Consider the following 15,183-nt stretch of genomic DNA (forward strand, 5'->3'; position numbering starts at 1 on the left):
GTGCGGCGCGACTCGCGGCGCGGTAGGGGTGATGGTGGTCATCGGAGTGCCTCCGTACGGTATTCGACGGCGTCGGCGGTGAGGGCCATGTAGGCCTCCTCGAGCGACGCGTTCTGTTGGGTGAGTTCGTGGATCGCGAGGGCGTGTTGCGCGGCGAGGTCGCCGATGCCCGATGCCTCGATGCCGGTGACCTCGAGCGCGCCCGTCTCCGACCGCATGACGGTCACGTCGGGGCCTGCGAGCAGGTCTGCGAGTTGCGACGCGTGCGGCGAGCGCACGTGCACACGGGAGCGGGTGCCGCCCGCGATGACCTCGGCGACCGGGGCATCCGTGATGATGCGGCCCTTGCCGAGCACGATGAGGTGGTCGGCGGTGAGGGCCATCTCGCTCATCAGGTGCGATGAGAGGAAGATGGTGCGCCCCTCGGCGGCCAGGTTGCGCACGAGCCGGCGAACCCAGAGCACGCCCTCGGGGTCGAGCCCGTTGACGGGCTCGTCGAAGAGGAGCGTGGCCGGGTCGCCGAGCAGCGCTGCGGCGATGCCGAGGCGCTGGCCCATGCCGAGCGAGAATCCGCCGACTCGCTTGCGGGCGACCGACTCGAGTCCGGTGAGCTCGATGACCTCGCGCACGCGTTGCCGGCCGATGCCGTGCGTGGCCGCCATGGCCAGGAGGTGGTGCTCGGCGGTTCGGCCGGTGTGCACCGCCTTCGCGTCGAGGAGCGCGCCCACCTCGTGCAGCGGTGCCCGATGCCGGGCGAACGGCTTCCCGTTGACCGTGACGTGCCCGGCGCTCGGGCGGTCGAGTCCCACGATCATGCGCATCGTGGTCGACTTGCCGGCGCCGTTCGGGCCGAGGAAGCCGGTGACGCGTCCGGGGGGCACGGTGAAGTCGAGGCCGTCGACGGCGGTCTTCGCGCCGTATCGCTTGGTGAGTCCTTCTGCAGTGATCATGGCTTCGACGCTACGGATGCCGCGAGTCCGGCACATCGGACCCCGGGACGGTTTCGGGGCGGCGGGCGGTGGTACCGAGGTACCACGCCCGCCGCCCCGAGGGATGACGTGCGGCTACGCGTCCTGCGCGTCGCGCTCCTGCGCGGCGAGCGCCCGGTCGATGCCCGCGAGACGTTCGACCACGAGGCGTCGGAGTGCCGGCACGTCGGGGTGCGAGTCGAGCCATGCACGGCTCGCGTCGGCGAGCGCCAAGTTCGCGAGCGGCGACGGGTAGAGGCCGTCGACCAGCTTCTCGGCGATCGCGTAGCTGCGCGCCTCCCAGATCGGCTCGAGCATCGCGAAGTACCGCTCGACGAACGCCTCGAGCAGTGCCGGGTCGCTCGCCCGGAGGAAGCCCTCAGCCGTCTCGCGCACGACGGTGTTCGTCGCGGTGTCGACGTCGATGAGCGACGACCATGCGCGCTCCTTGCCCTCGAGGGTCTGGATCGCGGCGCGGGCGTGCGCGGCGGACTGCTGGCCGGTCGCCGTGTTGTCGCTCGCGAGCCGCTCGTCGATCTCGGCGTCGCCGGCGCGCCCTGCGGCGACCAGCGCGATGAGCAGCTCCCAGCCGAGGTCGGTGTCGATCTCGAGGCCCTGGAGCGCGAGCGACCCGTCGTAGAGCGCGGCGAGCTGGTCGACGTGGGAACCCGCTTCGGCGATGGCGGCGAAGTTCATCACGAACTGGAACTGCGCGTCGCTGCCGGGCGCGGCCTCCTGGGCGAGGTGCCAGAAGCCGTCGGCGAGGGCACGGCGGGATTCGGCACGGCGCTCGGGCGTCGTATAGGCGCTCGCGGCCAGGACCGCGTTCGCGAGCACGATGCGCAGCGTCGTGGATTCGGTCTCGCTCGCGATGTTGCCGAGCACGAGCGCCAGGTAGTCGCTCGCGCGGGTCTCCGCGTCGCGCGTGGCATCCCACACCGAGCTCCAGACGAGGGCACGTGCCAGCGGGTCCGCGATCTCGGAGAGGTTCGCGAGGGCGACGCCGTGCGAGGCCTCGTCGAGCCGGATCTTCGCATAGGCGAGGTCGTCGTCGTTGAGCAGCACGAGGTCGGGGCGGGCGAGCCCCACGAGCTCGCCGATCTCGGTGCGCTCGCCGTCGACGTCGAGCTCCACGCGATGGTCGCGCACCAGCTTGCCGGCGGTGAGGTTGTAGAAGCCGATCGCGAGGCGGTGCGGCCTGATCGTGGCGTGATCGGCGGGCGCCGACTGCAGCACCGCGAAGGAGGTGATGGCGCCCGCGCCATCCGTCGCGATCTCGGGACGCAGCGTGTTCACGCCCGCGGTCTCGAGCCAGAGCCCCGACCAGTCCGAGAGGTCGCGACCGCTCGCGATCTCGAGCTCGGCGAGCAGGTCGGCCAGCGTGGTGTTGCCCCACGCGTGCTTCGTGAAGTAGGCGGAGACGCCCTGGAAGAACGCGTCGACGCCGACCCACGCGACGAGCTGCTTCAGCACCGACCCGCCCTTGGCGTAGGTGATGCCGTCGAAGTTGACCTGCACGTCCTCGAGGTCGTTGATGGTCGCGACGACCGGATGCGTCGAGGGCAGCTGGTCCTGGCGGTACGCCCAGCTCTTCTCCATCGAGTTGAACGTGGTCCATGCCTCGGTCCATTCGGTGGCCTCTGCGGTGGCGATCGTGGAGGCCCACTCGGCGAACGACTCGTTCAGCCACAGGTCGTTCCACCACTTCATGGTCACGAGGTCGCCGAACCACATGTGCGCGAGCTCGTGCAGGATCGTGACGACGCGGCGCTCGCGCACGGCATCCGTCACCTTGGAGCGGAAGACGTAGGACTCGGTGAAGGTCACCGCGCCCGCGTTCTCCATGGCGCCGGCGTTGTACTCGGGTACGAACATCTGGTCGTACTTCTCGAAGGGGTACGGCACGCCGAACTTCCCCTCGAAGTACTCGAAGCCCTGCTTGGTCTTCTCGAAGATGTAGTCGGCGTCGAGGTACTGCGAGAGGCTCTTGCGGCTGAAGACGCCGAGCGGGATGACGCGGCCGTCGGCAGAGGTGAGCTCGTCGCGAACGACCGCGTAGGGTCCGGCGACGAGCGCAGTGATGTAGCTCGAGATGCGGGGGGTGGGCGTGAACGACCACGTCTTCGCCGGGGTGTCGGTCGAGCCCGTCGAGACCGCGTCGACGGGCGCGGGCGTGGGGGAGTTCGACACGACCTCCCAGTGCGCGGGGGCGGTCAGGGTGAAGCGGAACGACGCCTTCAGGTCGGGCTGCTCGAACACCGCGAACATGCGCCGCGAGTCGGGCACCTCGAACTGCGTGTAGAGGTACGCCTCGCCATCGACGGGGTCGACGAACCGGTGCAGTCCCTCGCCCGTGTGCATGTACCGGCCGTCGGCGACGACGACGAGCTCGTTCTCGGCGGCGAGGCTCGGCAGCTGGATGCGCACCCCGTCGCTCACCTCGGCCGGGTCGAGCGCGACCCCGTTCAGGGTGACCGAGTGCACCTCGGCCGTGATCGCATCGATGAACGTCGAGGCACCCTCGGTCGCGGCGAACCGCACCGTCGTCCGGCTGCGGAACACGTCCGGCCCGGTGGTCACGTCGAGCACGACGTCGTAGTCGTGCACCGTCACGAGCGCAGCGCGCTCCTCGGCTTCGATTCTGGTGAGGTTCTCTCCGGGCACGTGCGCTCCTTCGGCGGCTCGTCATCGCGGCTCGTGGCCGCAGGCAACGTGACCCAGCCTAGTCGCGGGCATGGCGCGCGCATCAGTCTGCGCCAACGCCGTTCGCCCCCGGATGTCGCGGGCTCATCGCCCCCAGATGGACACGACCGACGCCACGAACGCGGGCAGCGCCGTGAGCACGCCGACGGCCAGAAGCGCGCGCCCGATGATGACGCCCCAGCGCGAGGCCCGTACGGCGAGGAACCACGGCAGGAGGCGGGGAAGCGCGAACGTGACGAGCGCGCCGACCGCGAGGACCGCGCCGAGCGGGAACAGCACGACTGCCAGCAGCAGGGGCATGAGGGTCTCGGGCCAGGTCCTCCGCGTCATGAGCGGGAGGCTGCGGCTCAACCGTCCGGCGAACGCGGCGAGGAACGCGCCCTGCACCACGGCGAGCGCCGCGAACACGAGCACCGACAGCCACCCGGGTCCCACGATGTCGAAGTCCACGTTGTCGGCCCGCAGCGGGTCGATGAACGGCGCCGCCAGGATGAACGCGGCCAGGCCGAAGACCGGTCCCGCGAGGCGTCCACGAGGGAGCCAAGGCGCCACGAGCAGGTACAGCGCGGTCGAGGCGAAGGCGAACGGCAGGCCGCCGAACACGAGGTAGGCGATCGTGCCCTCGACGGTCATCTCGCCGACGTTCGCCCCCGCCTCGGTGAGCCGACCTGTCGCCTCTGGCGACGTGATGGCGAGCAGTCGCATGGCGAGGCGTCCGCCCGCGCCCGTGACCAGGAGACCCGAAATGGTGCCCACGACGAGGAACATGGAGGCCCACCAGCCGAAGAGGCGGAGTCCGTCGAGGTGGCGACGCAGACGAGAGGTCGTGGCCGCGGCGCCCGAAGGGGTCGCCGGTGGGAACTCGGGCTCGACCAGTCGCTCGCCGCCCCACACGGCGCACAGGGCGAGGGCGATGGCGACCAGCGCGCCGCAGACGATCACGATCAGCATCGGACCTCCGTTCCGGCCGAACCGGACTGCGCGCCGAGCCTAGTGCGGCATGTCGATCCGCGCCGCCCCCAGAACACGGCAGGACGACGCACGCCGGCCGGCCGCGTTGGCCGCGTTGACCGCGCCACTCGGCCGACATACCGTGGCCGTATGTCGACCAGCACGGATGCCACGGCGCCGACGGCCGAGCGATACCGGGCCTTCGCCGACGTCGAGGCGCGCGGGATGTCCGCCACCTACGAGGATTGGGCCAGGGGTGTCGCCGGCGACCCCGGGACGATCGCGCTGATCGACGAGCTGCCCGCGGCGAAGCGCCAGCCGAATCTCGTCTTCTCCTCGGCCCGGTTCCAGGGCGGGCCGAGCGGGCCGTACCACCTGTTCCGCGACTGGCTCCACGCGCACTGGATCGAGGTGCGGGCGACCGCGCTCACCCACGCGACGCAGACCAACGAGGCGGCACGATGCGCCCTGCACGTGCCGGCGATCGCCGGGATCGACGGACCGATCGCGCTGCTCGAGGTCGGCGCATCCGCCGGGCTCTGCCTCTACCCCGACCGGTACAGCTACCGTTACTCCGGGCATCCGCAGCTCGATCCGGCCGACGGCCCGAGCACCGTCGTGCTCGACTGTGAGGCGAGCGGCCCGGTGCCGGTGCCGATCCGGCTGCCCGAAGTCGTCTGGCGCGGCGGCATCGACCTCAACCCGCTCGACGTTCGGCACCCGGACGATCTCGCCTGGCTTGACGCACTCGTGTGGCCCGAACACGAGGACCGTCGCGAACGGCTGCGCTCGGCCGCAGCCATCGCCGCCGCCGACACGCCCCGCATCGTGGCGGGCGACCTCAACGAGCGGCTCGATGCACTTGCTGCCGACGTGCCCGACGAGGCCACCCTCGTCGTCTTCCACACGGTCGTGCTGATGTATCTCGACCGGGTCGGCCGCGAGCGTTTCACCGAGACGGTGCGCGCCCTGCCGGGCCACTGGCTCTCCGTGGAACCGCGGACGGTGCTCGCGGGCGTCCGTCTGCGGGACGAAGTGGCCAACGAGAGCACCGACCTCGTGCTCGCGTTCGACGGCGTGCAGCTGGCCTGGGCGCAGCCGCACGGCCGCGCCATCCGGTGGGTGCCGAATCCCTAGACTTGGCCCCATGCGCATCCACATCGCGACCGACCACGCCGGCCTCGAGTTCAGCCGCACGCTCGTCGACCACCTGACCAACGGCGGTCACGAGGTCGTCGACCACGGCCCCACCGAGTACGACCCGTTCGATGACTACCCGGCGTTCTGCATCAACGCGGCGCAGGCGGTCGCGCGCGACCAGGCCGCGGGCGTGCGCACCCTCGGCGTGGTGTTCGGCGGGTCGGGCAACGGCGAGCAGATCGCCGCGAACAAGGTCAAGGGCGTCCGCGCGGCGCTCGTGTGGAGCATGGACACCGCGATCCTCGCCCGCCAGCACAACGACGCCAACGTCATCTCGATCGGCGCCCGGCAGCACACGGTCGAGGAGGCGATCCGCTACATCGACGCGTTCATGGCCGAGCCGTTCTCGGGCGACGAGCGGCATGTTCGGCGCATCGCCCAGCTCGCGGAGTACGAGACCACCGGCGACATCGCCGGCAAGGGCGTCGACGCACCGTCCGATGCAGCTGGCGAGGGTTAGGACGCACCCGTGCCCGAGGGACACTCCGTCCACCGCATCACCCGCCAGTTCGAGCGGAACTTCGTCGGCCACGTCGTGCACGCGTCGAGCCCCCAGGGCAGGTTCGCGCAGGGCGCGGCCGAACTCGACGGGCGCCGGATGACCGATGCCCGCGCCGTGGGCAAGCAGATGTTCCTCGGCTTCGAGGGCGACCGGTGGCTGCGCGTGCACCTCGGCATGTACGGGGCCTGGGACTTCGCCGGCGACATCCTGATGGACGCCACGATCGCGTCGGCCAACGGCCGCATGGGACAGACGAACCAGCGCGGCACGTTCCTCGAGGGCCCGAACCCCGACGCAGTGGTCTTCGACACGGCAGGCGAGAACTCGCTCACCTCGATCGGCGCGCCGCGGCGCAAGCGCCTGCGCATGTCCGAGTCCGAGAAGGAGGGGAACGGCTTCGACACGTTCCCGCCCGAGCCCGTGGGCCAGGTGCGCGTTCGCCTGCTCACCGACACGATCTGCGCCGACCTGCGCGGCCCGACCGCGTGCGAGGTGCTCGACCCGGCCCAGGTCGAGTCCGTCGTCGCGAAGCTCGGACCCGATCCGCTCATCGACGGCGGCCCCGGCGCCGAGCAGCGGTTCACTGCGGCGGTCCGGAAGAAGGCCACGCCGATCGGGCTCCTGCTCATGGACCAGAACGTCGTCGCGGGCATCGGCAACGTCTATCGCGCCGAGCTGCTGTACCGGGCGCGGCAGAACCCGCATACGCCGGGCAGGCAGGTGCCCGAGGAGCACGTGCGGCACCTCTGGCAGGACTGGGCGAAGCTGCTGCGTATCGGCGTCGAGACCGGCCAGATGATGACCATGGACGACCTCGACCCCGACGCCTGGCGTGCGGCCATGGCGAATCGCGACGACCGGCACTGGGTGTACAAGCGCGAGGGCCTTCCGTGCCGTGTCTGCGGCACGAACATCGTGGTCGAGGTGGTCGGCGGCCGCAAGCTGTACTGGTGCCCCTACTGCCAGGCCTGAGGAGATCCATGCGACAGAACCCCAGTTTCACCCTCGCGAGCGAGGATGGCGTGAAGCGCGTCATCCGCGAGCACCCGTGGATGACGATCGTGAGCATGACGGATGCCGCGGGCCTCGTCGCCTCGCACTGCCCGGTGCTCCTCGACGAGGATGCCTCCGGCATCGTGCTGCTCACCCACGTCGGCCGCCCCGACGAGGTCGTGCACGAGCTCGGACGCCACGAGGTGATGGTCATTGTGCAGGGCCCGCACGGGTACATCTCGCCCGGCTGGTACGACGCGAATCCGGCGGTGCCGACCTGGAACTTCGTCACCGCCCACCTCTACGGCACGCCCGAACTGCTCGACGCCGACGAGAACCTCCGCGTGCTCGAGGCGCTCGTCGACCACTTCGAGGACGCCCTGCCCGAACCGCGCCGCATGCGAGGCACCGCCGAGAACTCGGCCTACGCCGACCGCATCGCCCAGGGCACCGTCGGCCTCCGCATCCCGATCACGCGATTCGTCGCGAAGAACAAGATGAGCCAGAACCAGCCGGCCGAGACGGTCGACCGCATCATCGCCGAGCTCGAGGGAGACGGCCCCTATGCGAGTCCCGCCCTCGCCGCCGAGATGCGGCGCACGCACGCTGCGCTGCGGGCGGCGCGAGCGTGATCGGCGAGGCGTCGAGCGCCGTCACGACGGATGCCGCGGACGCACTCGTGCTCGCGGGCGCGCGCATCCCGGGGCGCGCCGAGCCCGTCGACGTGCACGTCGCGGGCGGCCGCGTCGCGGCGATCACGCCCGCGGCGGTCGACGCGGCCTCGATCCCGGACCGCGCCCGACACCTCGACCTGCACGGCACCTGGGTGATCCCGGGGCTGCGCGACCGGCACGTGCACTTCTCGCAGTGGGCGATGATGTCGCGCCGCCTCGACCTGGCCGGTGTGGAATCCGCAGCTGCTGCAGCGGCGCTCGTCGCGGCATCCGTCGATGCCGGCGCCGCCGAAGTCGTCGGCTTCGGGTATCGCGACGGACTGTGGCCGGCTGCCCCGAGCCGGGCGATGCTCGACGTTGTGTCGGGCGAGGTGCCGGTCGTGCTCGTCGCGGCCGACCTGCACGCCTGCTGGCTGAACTCGGCCGCCGCGCGTCGGTTCAGTGCCGCCGAGGCGGCGGGGGAGAGCGGCGTGCTGCGCGAGGACGACTGCTTCCGCCTCATGCGCGAACTCGATGACGTGCCCGACAAGGTGCTCGACGCATGGGTCGCCGACGCCGCAGCTGCGGCCGCGGCTCGCGGGGTCGTCGGCATCACCGACTACGAGATGCGCTGGAACCGGGACGACTGGGCTCGTCGCGTCGGCGGCGGCCTCGACCTGCTGCGGGTGTCGTTCGGCATCTACACCCAGCACCTCGACCGCGCGATCGCCCAGGGGCTCCGCACCGGCGACGAGGTGCCCGGCACGGGCGGCCTCGTCACCGTCGGCGGCTACAAGGTCATCACCGACGGCTCGCTGAACACCCGCACCGCATGGTGCTTCGATCCGTACCCGGGCCTCGGCGGCGACGAGCACCCGTTCGGCCTCGCGACCGTGCCCTACGACGAGGTCGTGTCGCTCATGAGCCGGGCGGACGCCGCGGGCATCACGCCCGCGGTGCACGCCATCGGCGACCGTGCCAACGCCCGCGTGCTCGACGCGTTCGAGGCGGTCGGCTGCACGGGATCGATCGAGCACGCCCAGCTCCTGCGCCACGAGGACGTCGGCCGCTTCGCGCGCCTCGGCATCCTCGCGAGCGTGCAACCCGAACACGCGATGGACGACCGCGACGTGGCCGACCGGTACTGGGCGGGCCGCACCGACCGCGCCTTCATGCTCGCGGAGCTCGCCGCGGCCGGCGTGGAGCTCGCGCTCGGATCCGACGCCCCGGTCGCCCCGCTCGACCCGTGGGTCGCTATTGCGGCAGCCGTCGGGCGCACGCGCGACGGACGCGAGCCGTGGCATCCCGAGCAGGCGATCGAAACGCGTGCTGCGCTCGCGGCGTCGACCGGCGGCAGGGGGGCGGAGATCCAAGTCGGCGCACCCGCCGATCTCGCCATCGTCGAGCTCGACCCGTTCGCGGCATCCGTCGACGACCTGAGGCGTATGCCGGTCGCCTCGACCCTCGTCGGCGGGCGCATCACCCACGAGGTGCGCTGACCCACGGGGGTAAACCCCCGAAGCGATCCGGGCGCACACCGGCTGGGTCGGCCGGGCCGGTCTCGCGAGGCTGGAACCATGCCAGCAACACGTCAGATCCCCGCCAGGATCCGCAGACCCCGTGCCGCCGTGGGCGCCCTCGCCGCCGTCGCCGCGGGCGCACTCGTCGCCGTCTCGTTCGCGGGCTGCGGCCTCGCCGGTCCGGCCCCCGTCTCCACGATCGGCAAGGTCGACTTCGACAAGCCCCTCGCGATCCCGCCGCTCGCCGAGTCGAGTCTCGACGCCGACGGCACTCGGGTCTTCTCGCTCGAGGCGCAAGCCGGAGCGACCGAGTTCGAGCCGGGTGAGCCGAGCGACACCTGGGGCTTCAACGGCAGCTACCTCGGGCCCACCCTCGTCGCGAAGCGCGGCGAGCACGTGCGCGTCGACGTCACGAACTCGCTCGAGGAGCCCACGACCGTGCACTGGCACGGCATGCACCTGCCCGCCGAGATGGACGGCGGTCCGCACCAGATGGTCGACCCGGATGCCACGTGGTCGCCCGAGTGGGACATCGACCAGCAGGCGGCGACGCTCTGGTACCACCCGCACCCGCACGGCGAGACCGAGGACCACGTCTCGCGCGGCCTCGCCGGCATGTTCCTCATCCGGGACGACGCCGAGCAGGCGCTCGGCCTCCCTGGCGAGTACGGCGTCAACGACGTGCCGGTCATCGTGCAGGACACGGGCTTCTCCGCGGAAGGGGAGCAGGAGGCGAACCCGCGCGGCTTCGCCGGCGGGCTCGGCGACGAGCTGCTCGTGAACGGCACGCGCGGCCCCTACCTCGACGTGCACGACGAGCTCCTGCGACTCCGCCTCCTCAACGCCTCGACGGCGCGCAGCTACGCGTTCACGTGGGGCGACGGTCGCCCCGTGGAGCTCATCGCGACCGACGGCGGCCTGCTCGAGGCATCCGTCGAGCTCGACCGGGTGATGCTCTCACCCGGCGAACGCGCCGAGGTGCTCGTGCGGGTCGAGCCCGGAGAGCGGCTCGTGCTGCGGTCGGAGGCGACCGCCGAGTCCGCGGGCATGATCGACTCGATCGCCGCGATGAACGGCGGCACCGACTCGTTCGACGTGCTCGAGCTGCGTGCCGCCGACACGCTCGACGCCGCCTCCGACCTGCCGGATCGACTCGCGACCCTGCCGCCCGTCGACGCGGCGCAGGTCGTCACGACCCGCAGCTTCACGCTCAACGGCTTCGAGATCAACGACTCGGAGATGGACATGGGCCGGATCGACGAGACCGTCACGGTCGACACGGCCGAACGCTGGATCGTCACCAACACGAGCCAGATGCCGCACAGCTTCCACGTGCACGACGTGCAGTTCCGCATCGCCTCGATCGACGGATCACCGCCGCCTCCCGAGCTCTCGGGCTGGAAGGACACGATCTTCGCCCGCCCCGAGACCGAGTTCGTGCTGGTCCTGCGTTTCGAGGACTACACCGATCCCGACACCCCGTACATGTACCACTGCCACCTGCTGTGGCACGAAGACCAAGGCATGATGGGCCAGTTCGCCGTTGTCGAACCGGGTCAGTCTGCCACGATGACAGGAGGAACCGACCATGAGCACTGATACCGTGCCCAACGATCACCCGGACGACGCGACCGCGATCCTCCGACCCGGCCGCACCGAGGAGGCGAGCGCCGGCACCATGACCAGCACCACGACGGATGCCGCGCCGCGGCGCCGCGGCTACGGCGCCCTCTGGGTGAGCGTTCCTCGCGAGTTCGCGTTCCTCATCCTCACCATGCCCATCGCGATCCTCGGCCTCACCGTGCTGTCGAGCGTGTTCTTCACCGGCCTCGGGCTGATCTTCCTGGTGTTCGGCATCTTCATCGTCGTCGCCGCGCTCTTCATCGCCCGCGGCTTCGGCACCCTCGAGCTCGTGCGGCTCCAGTGGGCGGGCCGCCGGGAGGTCAAGCGGCCCGCGTGGGATCGCGCCGACCGCGACCAGGGCTTCTGGCGCACGCTGTTCGCGCCGTTCATCGACGGCCACTACTGGCTCTACTTCCTGCACGGACTGGTGATCAACCCGATCGTGAGCGTCGTCACGTGGAGCCTGACCGTCGCGTGGACCTCGGTCGCACTCGGCGGCACGACCGGCTGGATCTGGCAGCGCTACATCCCCGACGACGGGCGCGAGGTCTGGCTCAGCGAGGTCGTTCTCGACTGGCTGCTGCCGGGCGAAGGCGTGAACATCGACCCGCAGGTCGCCGAGCCGATCTTCGAGTTCATCGTCGGCCTCATCTTCCTCGCCACGCTGCCGTTCGTGTACCGCGGGCTCACGCTCCTGCACGACGTGATCGCCCGGGGAATGCTCGGCGCGTGGCGCTCCGAGGCGCTCGAGGTCGAGGTGGCCCAGCTCGCCGCGTCGCGCGGCGCCGCCGTGCAGGCCGAGGATGCGTCGCTCCGCCGACTCGAGCGCGACATCCACGACGGCCCGCAGCAGCGCCTCGTGCGCCTGCAGATGGACCTCGCGACGATCGAGCGCAGGCTCGAGCAGGACCCCGACTCGGCGAAGGTGCTCGTCGGCGAGGCGCGCGACCAGGCACGCGAGGCCCTCGACGAGCTCCGCGCCCTCTCCCGCGGGTTCGCCCCGCCGATCCTTCAGGACCGCGGCCTCGCGGCCGCGCTCGAGTCGCTCGCCTCGCGCAGCCCCGTGCCGGTCATCGTAGAGGTCGACCTCGCGGATGGCGCGCTGCCCGCACCGATCGAGCGGAACGCGTACTTCCTCGCCGCCGAGCTCCTCACGAATGCCGCCAAGCACGCTGGCGCGACCTCGATCCGCCTGCGCGTGGGCACCCGCGACGAAGGAGCGGCCGGTCACTGGATCGATGTCTGGGTCACCGACAACGGTCACGGTGGCGCGGTGGTCACGCCCGGGCACGGGCTCTCCGGGCTCGACGAGCGCGTGCAGGGCCTGCGTGGGCTGCTCGTGATCGACAGTCCCGCCGGCGGGCCCACCACGATCGGCGCGCACGTGCCGTACGTGCCGCTCGCGGCATCCGACGCGGTCTGAGCACCGACGCCCCGACGGCCCCGGCGACCACCAGCGCCGGGGCCGTCGCCGTGGCGACGCCGATAAGGTGAAGGTCATGACGGATGCCGCCCGCCGCCCCCTGCGCATCGTGCTCGCCGAGGACTCCGTGCTGTTGCGGGAGGGACTCGTGCGGCTCTTCGACGAGGCGGGGTTCGAGACGGTCGGCTCGTACGGCGATGCCGACGGACTCCTCGCTGAGATCGACGACACCACGCCCGACCTCGCCGTGCTCGACGTGCGGATGCCGCCGACCTTCCGCGACGAGGGCGTGCGCGCGGCGATCGAGCTGCGCCGGCGGCATCCGAAGCTCGGGGTGCTGCTGCTCAGCCAGTACGTCGAGGGCACCTACGCCCACGAGCTGCTCTCGTCGGGCGAGGGCGGCATGGGGTACCTGCTGAAGGACCGCGTCGCCTCGCTCGACGAGCTCGAGGACGCCGTGCAGCGCGTGAGCGAGGGCGGCACCGTGCTCGACCCGCAGGTGGTGCGAGAGCTGCTGTCGCGCCGGAGCGATCCGCTCGCGACGCTCACGCCGCGCGAGCGCGAGGTCATGGCGCTCATGGCCGAGGGCCGCACCAACGCGGGGATCGCGAAGCAGCTCTTCATCGGCGTCGGCGCCGTGGAGAAGAACGTCACGTCGATCTTCCAGAAGCTCGGGCTCGAGGACTCCGGCACCGACCACCGTCGTGTGCTCGCCGTGCTCACCTGGCTGCAGCGCTAGGCGAGGCTATGTGCCGGCGCTCGAGCGCAGGGGCTCGTGCAGGCGCCACACTCGGAAATAGCCGCGGTAGCCCCAGGCCATCCACGCCACGAACGCGGCGACCGCGAGCGTGACGCCGACGGTGATCGACCAGCCGACCGAGGCGGAGAGCGCGTACGTCAGCGCGCCGCCGAAGAGCCCGACGAGTGCCGCATGGACGACGAGGATCAGCATCATCGAGCTCGCGAACACCTGCGAGCGATCCCGGGCGGCGAACGCGTAGTACGTCTGCTGCGTCCCGGACATGTCATCGGTCGTGCCCATCATGAAGTACTTCTCGATGCCCGGATCGAGGTCGATGTAGGCGGCGCGCAGGCGATTCATTGCGAGGACGTAGACGAGGTCCTCCGTCGCGGTGTTGAACACCCGCAACTGCGTGATCACGCCGAGGAGCATGAGCAGGAGGAGCACGCCGAGCGCAGCGACTCCGAACCACCCGCGGAACTCGGTCGCGTTGCCGAGCACGCCGAGCGTGACCAGCCCCGCCGAGACGAGGGTCAGGAAGATCGCGATGCGAGTGAGCACCTCGCTCTGCGTCGTCGAACGCGAGGCCAGGAGGCTCCAATGCTCGGTCGCGAGCATCTGGGCGCGCAGCGAACGTTGCGCGTCGGTGAGCCGCGCGACGTCGTCGTCGGGAGACGGGACGGGCCCGGATGCATCCGCCGTCATAGCGGCATTCTGCACCCGGGCCCGTCGGCCCGCCATCGGCGGACTACTTCACGGCGATGTGCGAGAACAGGAACCAGCGGTCCTTGTCGAGGCCGCGGCGGATCTCGATCACCACGTCCTGGCTGGCCGGGTCGAGCTCGGCGAGGCCCTCGATCGCGGCGTTCACCTTCTCGGTCGCGAGATCGATCTGCGTGACGATGCCCGCGATCGCCTCGTCGTACGGCAGGAAACCGAGCTTCGGGTTCTCGGCGCCGCTCTTCGCGGCGATCGTCGCAAGACGGCCGTCGATCGGAAGGCCCAGCGCGACGACTCGCTCGGCGGCGGTGTCGGACCAGTCCTGCGCGTGAGCGACGACCTCATCGATCAGCTCGTGCACGGCGATGAAGTTCGCCCCCCGCACATGCCAGTGCGCCTGCTTGCCGTTCACGGCGAGGGCGACGAGTTCGTGCACGACCGGAGTGAGGTACTGGGAGACGCCTGCAGCGACGTCGGCCTTCGAGCCGGTCTTCGGTGCGGTCTGGATGTCGGTCATCGTGTTCACCTTCCGTGGGGCGTATGTCGAGTTCAACGCTACGCGCCCGCCCCGGTATTTCAAGGAAGGGAAGGCTCGGCTGACCAGGGGTTGACACCGGGTCGACGGATGCCGTCACCCTCGTGCGATCCTCACCAGATCGTGCCGGCGCCGAGGAAGATCGAGAGGAACGCCAGCGACCCGAGGATGAGGCCGATGACGGCGAGTGCCATGCCCTGACCGCCCGACCGGTTCGCGCGCACGACACCGAGGATGCCGAAGACGATCGCGAGGATGTCGGGAATGCCTCCGAAGAAGAGACCGATGAACAGCGGAATCCACGTCGTGACGAAGCCCCAGATGCCGAGCACGAGTGCCGCAACGGCGAACCCGTTCCGAGCGGTCGGCGCCGCCGGGCCCACGAAGCCGACCGGCGCGACGTGCTGCTGATACACACCCCAGGCAGCGCCGTCCCACCACCGCATGCGCCCCGTCGCGGGCTCCATGTGCCATCCGGGCGGGACCTGGGCGGCGGGGTTCATCTCGGTCATGCTCTGCCTCTCGGTGGGTGAGACGCCAGAGTACTGTCGGCCGGCCGCCGACGCGATGGGGAGGGCTCCACCCCCCGCACCCGGGGCTGACCCGATGCGTGATCTGCGCAGCACTCGACGCGCGTCGGCGAGGTACGG

Annotated in this window: 14 protein-coding genes; 8 read left to right on the top strand and 6 right to left on the bottom strand. The window is 70.9% G+C overall.

The window, feature by feature from the left end:
• Positions 1–38 precede the first annotated feature (38 nt).
• The 3 genes from ASG80_RS06180 to ASG80_RS06190 all read right to left on the bottom strand — a co-directional run bounded on the left by ASG80_RS06180 (position 39) and on the right by ASG80_RS06190 (position 4,622).
• Positions 39–950 carry an ABC transporter ATP-binding protein gene (locus tag ASG80_RS06180; RefSeq protein ID WP_056729292.1) on the bottom strand — a complete coding sequence of 304 codons (912 nt, stop codon included), beginning with the start codon at positions 948–950 and terminating at the stop codon, positions 39–41.
• A 114-nt stretch (positions 951–1,064) separates the two neighbouring features.
• Complete coding sequence (gene pepN, locus ASG80_RS06185) at positions 1,065–3,632, bottom strand: aminopeptidase N (RefSeq protein ID WP_056729293.1); 2,568 nt, start codon at positions 3,630–3,632, stop codon at positions 1,065–1,067.
• A 123-nt stretch (positions 3,633–3,755) separates the two neighbouring features.
• Positions 3,756–4,622 carry a hypothetical protein gene (locus ASG80_RS06190; protein ID WP_056729294.1) on the bottom strand — a complete coding sequence of 289 codons (867 nt, stop codon included), beginning with the start codon at positions 4,620–4,622 and terminating at the stop codon, positions 3,756–3,758.
• A gap of 150 nt (positions 4,623–4,772) precedes the next feature.
• Between ASG80_RS06190 and ASG80_RS06195 the strand changes: the two genes are divergently transcribed.
• The 8 genes from ASG80_RS06195 to ASG80_RS06230 all read left to right on the top strand — a co-directional run bounded on the left by ASG80_RS06195 (position 4,773) and on the right by ASG80_RS06230 (position 13,275).
• Positions 4,773–5,759, top strand: a complete 987-nt coding sequence (locus tag ASG80_RS06195; RefSeq protein ID WP_056729295.1) for a DUF2332 domain-containing protein — start codon at positions 4,773–4,775, stop codon at positions 5,757–5,759.
• A gap of 10 nt (positions 5,760–5,769) precedes the next feature.
• Positions 5,770–6,282: a ribose-5-phosphate isomerase gene (locus tag ASG80_RS06200; protein WP_056729296.1), complete on the top strand. Its 513-nt coding sequence runs from the start codon at positions 5,770–5,772 to the stop codon at positions 6,280–6,282.
• Between the two features lie 9 nt (positions 6,283–6,291).
• Positions 6,292–7,296 carry an Fpg/Nei family DNA glycosylase gene (locus ASG80_RS06205; protein ID WP_056729297.1) on the top strand — a complete coding sequence of 335 codons (1,005 nt, stop codon included), beginning with the start codon at positions 6,292–6,294 and terminating at the stop codon, positions 7,294–7,296.
• Positions 7,297–7,304: 8 nt separating this feature from the next.
• Positions 7,305–7,949: an FMN-binding negative transcriptional regulator gene (locus ASG80_RS06210; protein ID WP_056729298.1), complete on the top strand. Its 645-nt coding sequence runs from the start codon at positions 7,305–7,307 to the stop codon at positions 7,947–7,949.
• Positions 7,946–9,469 carry an amidohydrolase gene (locus ASG80_RS06215; RefSeq protein WP_235508205.1) on the top strand — a complete coding sequence of 508 codons (1,524 nt, stop codon included), beginning with the start codon at positions 7,946–7,948 and terminating at the stop codon, positions 9,467–9,469. The genes ASG80_RS06210 and ASG80_RS06215 overlap by 4 nt, the downstream gene beginning before the upstream one ends.
• A 78-nt stretch (positions 9,470–9,547) precedes the next feature.
• Complete coding sequence (locus tag ASG80_RS06220; RefSeq protein ID WP_056729299.1) at positions 9,548–11,089, top strand: multicopper oxidase family protein; 1,542 nt, start codon at positions 9,548–9,550, stop codon at positions 11,087–11,089.
• On the top strand, positions 11,079–12,536 hold the full coding sequence (locus ASG80_RS06225; protein WP_235508206.1) for a sensor domain-containing protein: 1,458 nt from the start codon (positions 11,079–11,081) through the stop codon (positions 12,534–12,536). The genes ASG80_RS06220 and ASG80_RS06225 overlap by 11 nt, the downstream gene beginning before the upstream one ends.
• Before the next feature lie 76 nt (positions 12,537–12,612).
• A complete protein-coding gene (locus ASG80_RS06230) occupies positions 12,613–13,275 on the top strand; it encodes a response regulator transcription factor (RefSeq protein ID WP_056729300.1) in 663 nt (220 codons plus the stop codon).
• Between the two features lie 6 nt (positions 13,276–13,281).
• On the opposite strand, the gene ASG80_RS06235 is transcribed toward ASG80_RS06230, so the two are convergent.
• From ASG80_RS06235 to ASG80_RS06245, 3 genes are all read right to left on the bottom strand, one after another.
• Positions 13,282–13,983: a hypothetical protein gene (locus tag ASG80_RS06235; RefSeq protein ID WP_056729301.1), complete on the bottom strand. Its 702-nt coding sequence runs from the start codon at positions 13,981–13,983 to the stop codon at positions 13,282–13,284.
• A gap of 43 nt (positions 13,984–14,026) precedes the next feature.
• Positions 14,027–14,515 (bottom strand): Dps family protein, encoded by a 489-nt coding sequence (locus tag ASG80_RS06240; RefSeq protein WP_056729302.1) that lies wholly within the window; start codon positions 14,513–14,515, stop codon positions 14,027–14,029.
• Between the two features lie 131 nt (positions 14,516–14,646).
• Complete coding sequence (locus ASG80_RS06245) at positions 14,647–15,045, bottom strand: hypothetical protein (RefSeq protein ID WP_056729303.1); 399 nt, start codon at positions 15,043–15,045, stop codon at positions 14,647–14,649.
• Positions 15,046–15,183 lie beyond the last annotated feature (138 nt).

This window comes from Agromyces sp. Soil535 (assembly GCF_001428255.1).
Classification (GTDB): domain Bacteria; phylum Actinomycetota; class Actinomycetes; order Actinomycetales; family Microbacteriaceae; genus Agromyces.

Excerpts from the sequence above, each read along its gene's own strand:
- ASG80_RS06210 (WP_056729298.1), top strand. The coding sequence starts at position 7,305 with ATGCGACAGAACCCCAGTTTCACCCTCGCGAGCGAGGATGGCGTGAAG.
- ASG80_RS06240 (WP_056729302.1), bottom strand. The coding sequence starts at position 14,515 with ATGACCGACATCCAGACCGCACCGAAGACCGGCTCGAAGGCCGACGTC.
- ASG80_RS06220 (WP_056729299.1), top strand. The coding sequence starts at position 9,548 with ATGCCAGCAACACGTCAGATCCCCGCCAGGATCCGCAGACCCCGTGCC.
- ASG80_RS06195 (WP_056729295.1), top strand. The coding sequence starts at position 4,773 with ATGTCGACCAGCACGGATGCCACGGCGCCGACGGCCGAGCGATACCGG.
- ASG80_RS06200 (WP_056729296.1), top strand. The coding sequence starts at position 5,770 with ATGCGCATCCACATCGCGACCGACCACGCCGGCCTCGAGTTCAGCCGC.
- ASG80_RS06230 (WP_056729300.1), top strand. The coding sequence starts at position 12,613 with ATGACGGATGCCGCCCGCCGCCCCCTGCGCATCGTGCTCGCCGAGGAC.
- ASG80_RS06225 (WP_235508206.1), top strand. The coding sequence starts at position 11,079 with ATGAGCACTGATACCGTGCCCAACGATCACCCGGACGACGCGACCGCG.
- ASG80_RS06190 (WP_056729294.1), bottom strand. The coding sequence starts at position 4,622 with ATGCTGATCGTGATCGTCTGCGGCGCGCTGGTCGCCATCGCCCTCGCC.
- ASG80_RS06180 (WP_056729292.1), bottom strand. The coding sequence starts at position 950 with ATGATCACTGCAGAAGGACTCACCAAGCGATACGGCGCGAAGACCGCC.
- ASG80_RS06235 (WP_056729301.1), bottom strand. The coding sequence starts at position 13,983 with ATGACGGCGGATGCATCCGGGCCCGTCCCGTCTCCCGACGACGACGTC.
- ASG80_RS06245 (WP_056729303.1), bottom strand. The coding sequence starts at position 15,045 with ATGACCGAGATGAACCCCGCCGCCCAGGTCCCGCCCGGATGGCACATG.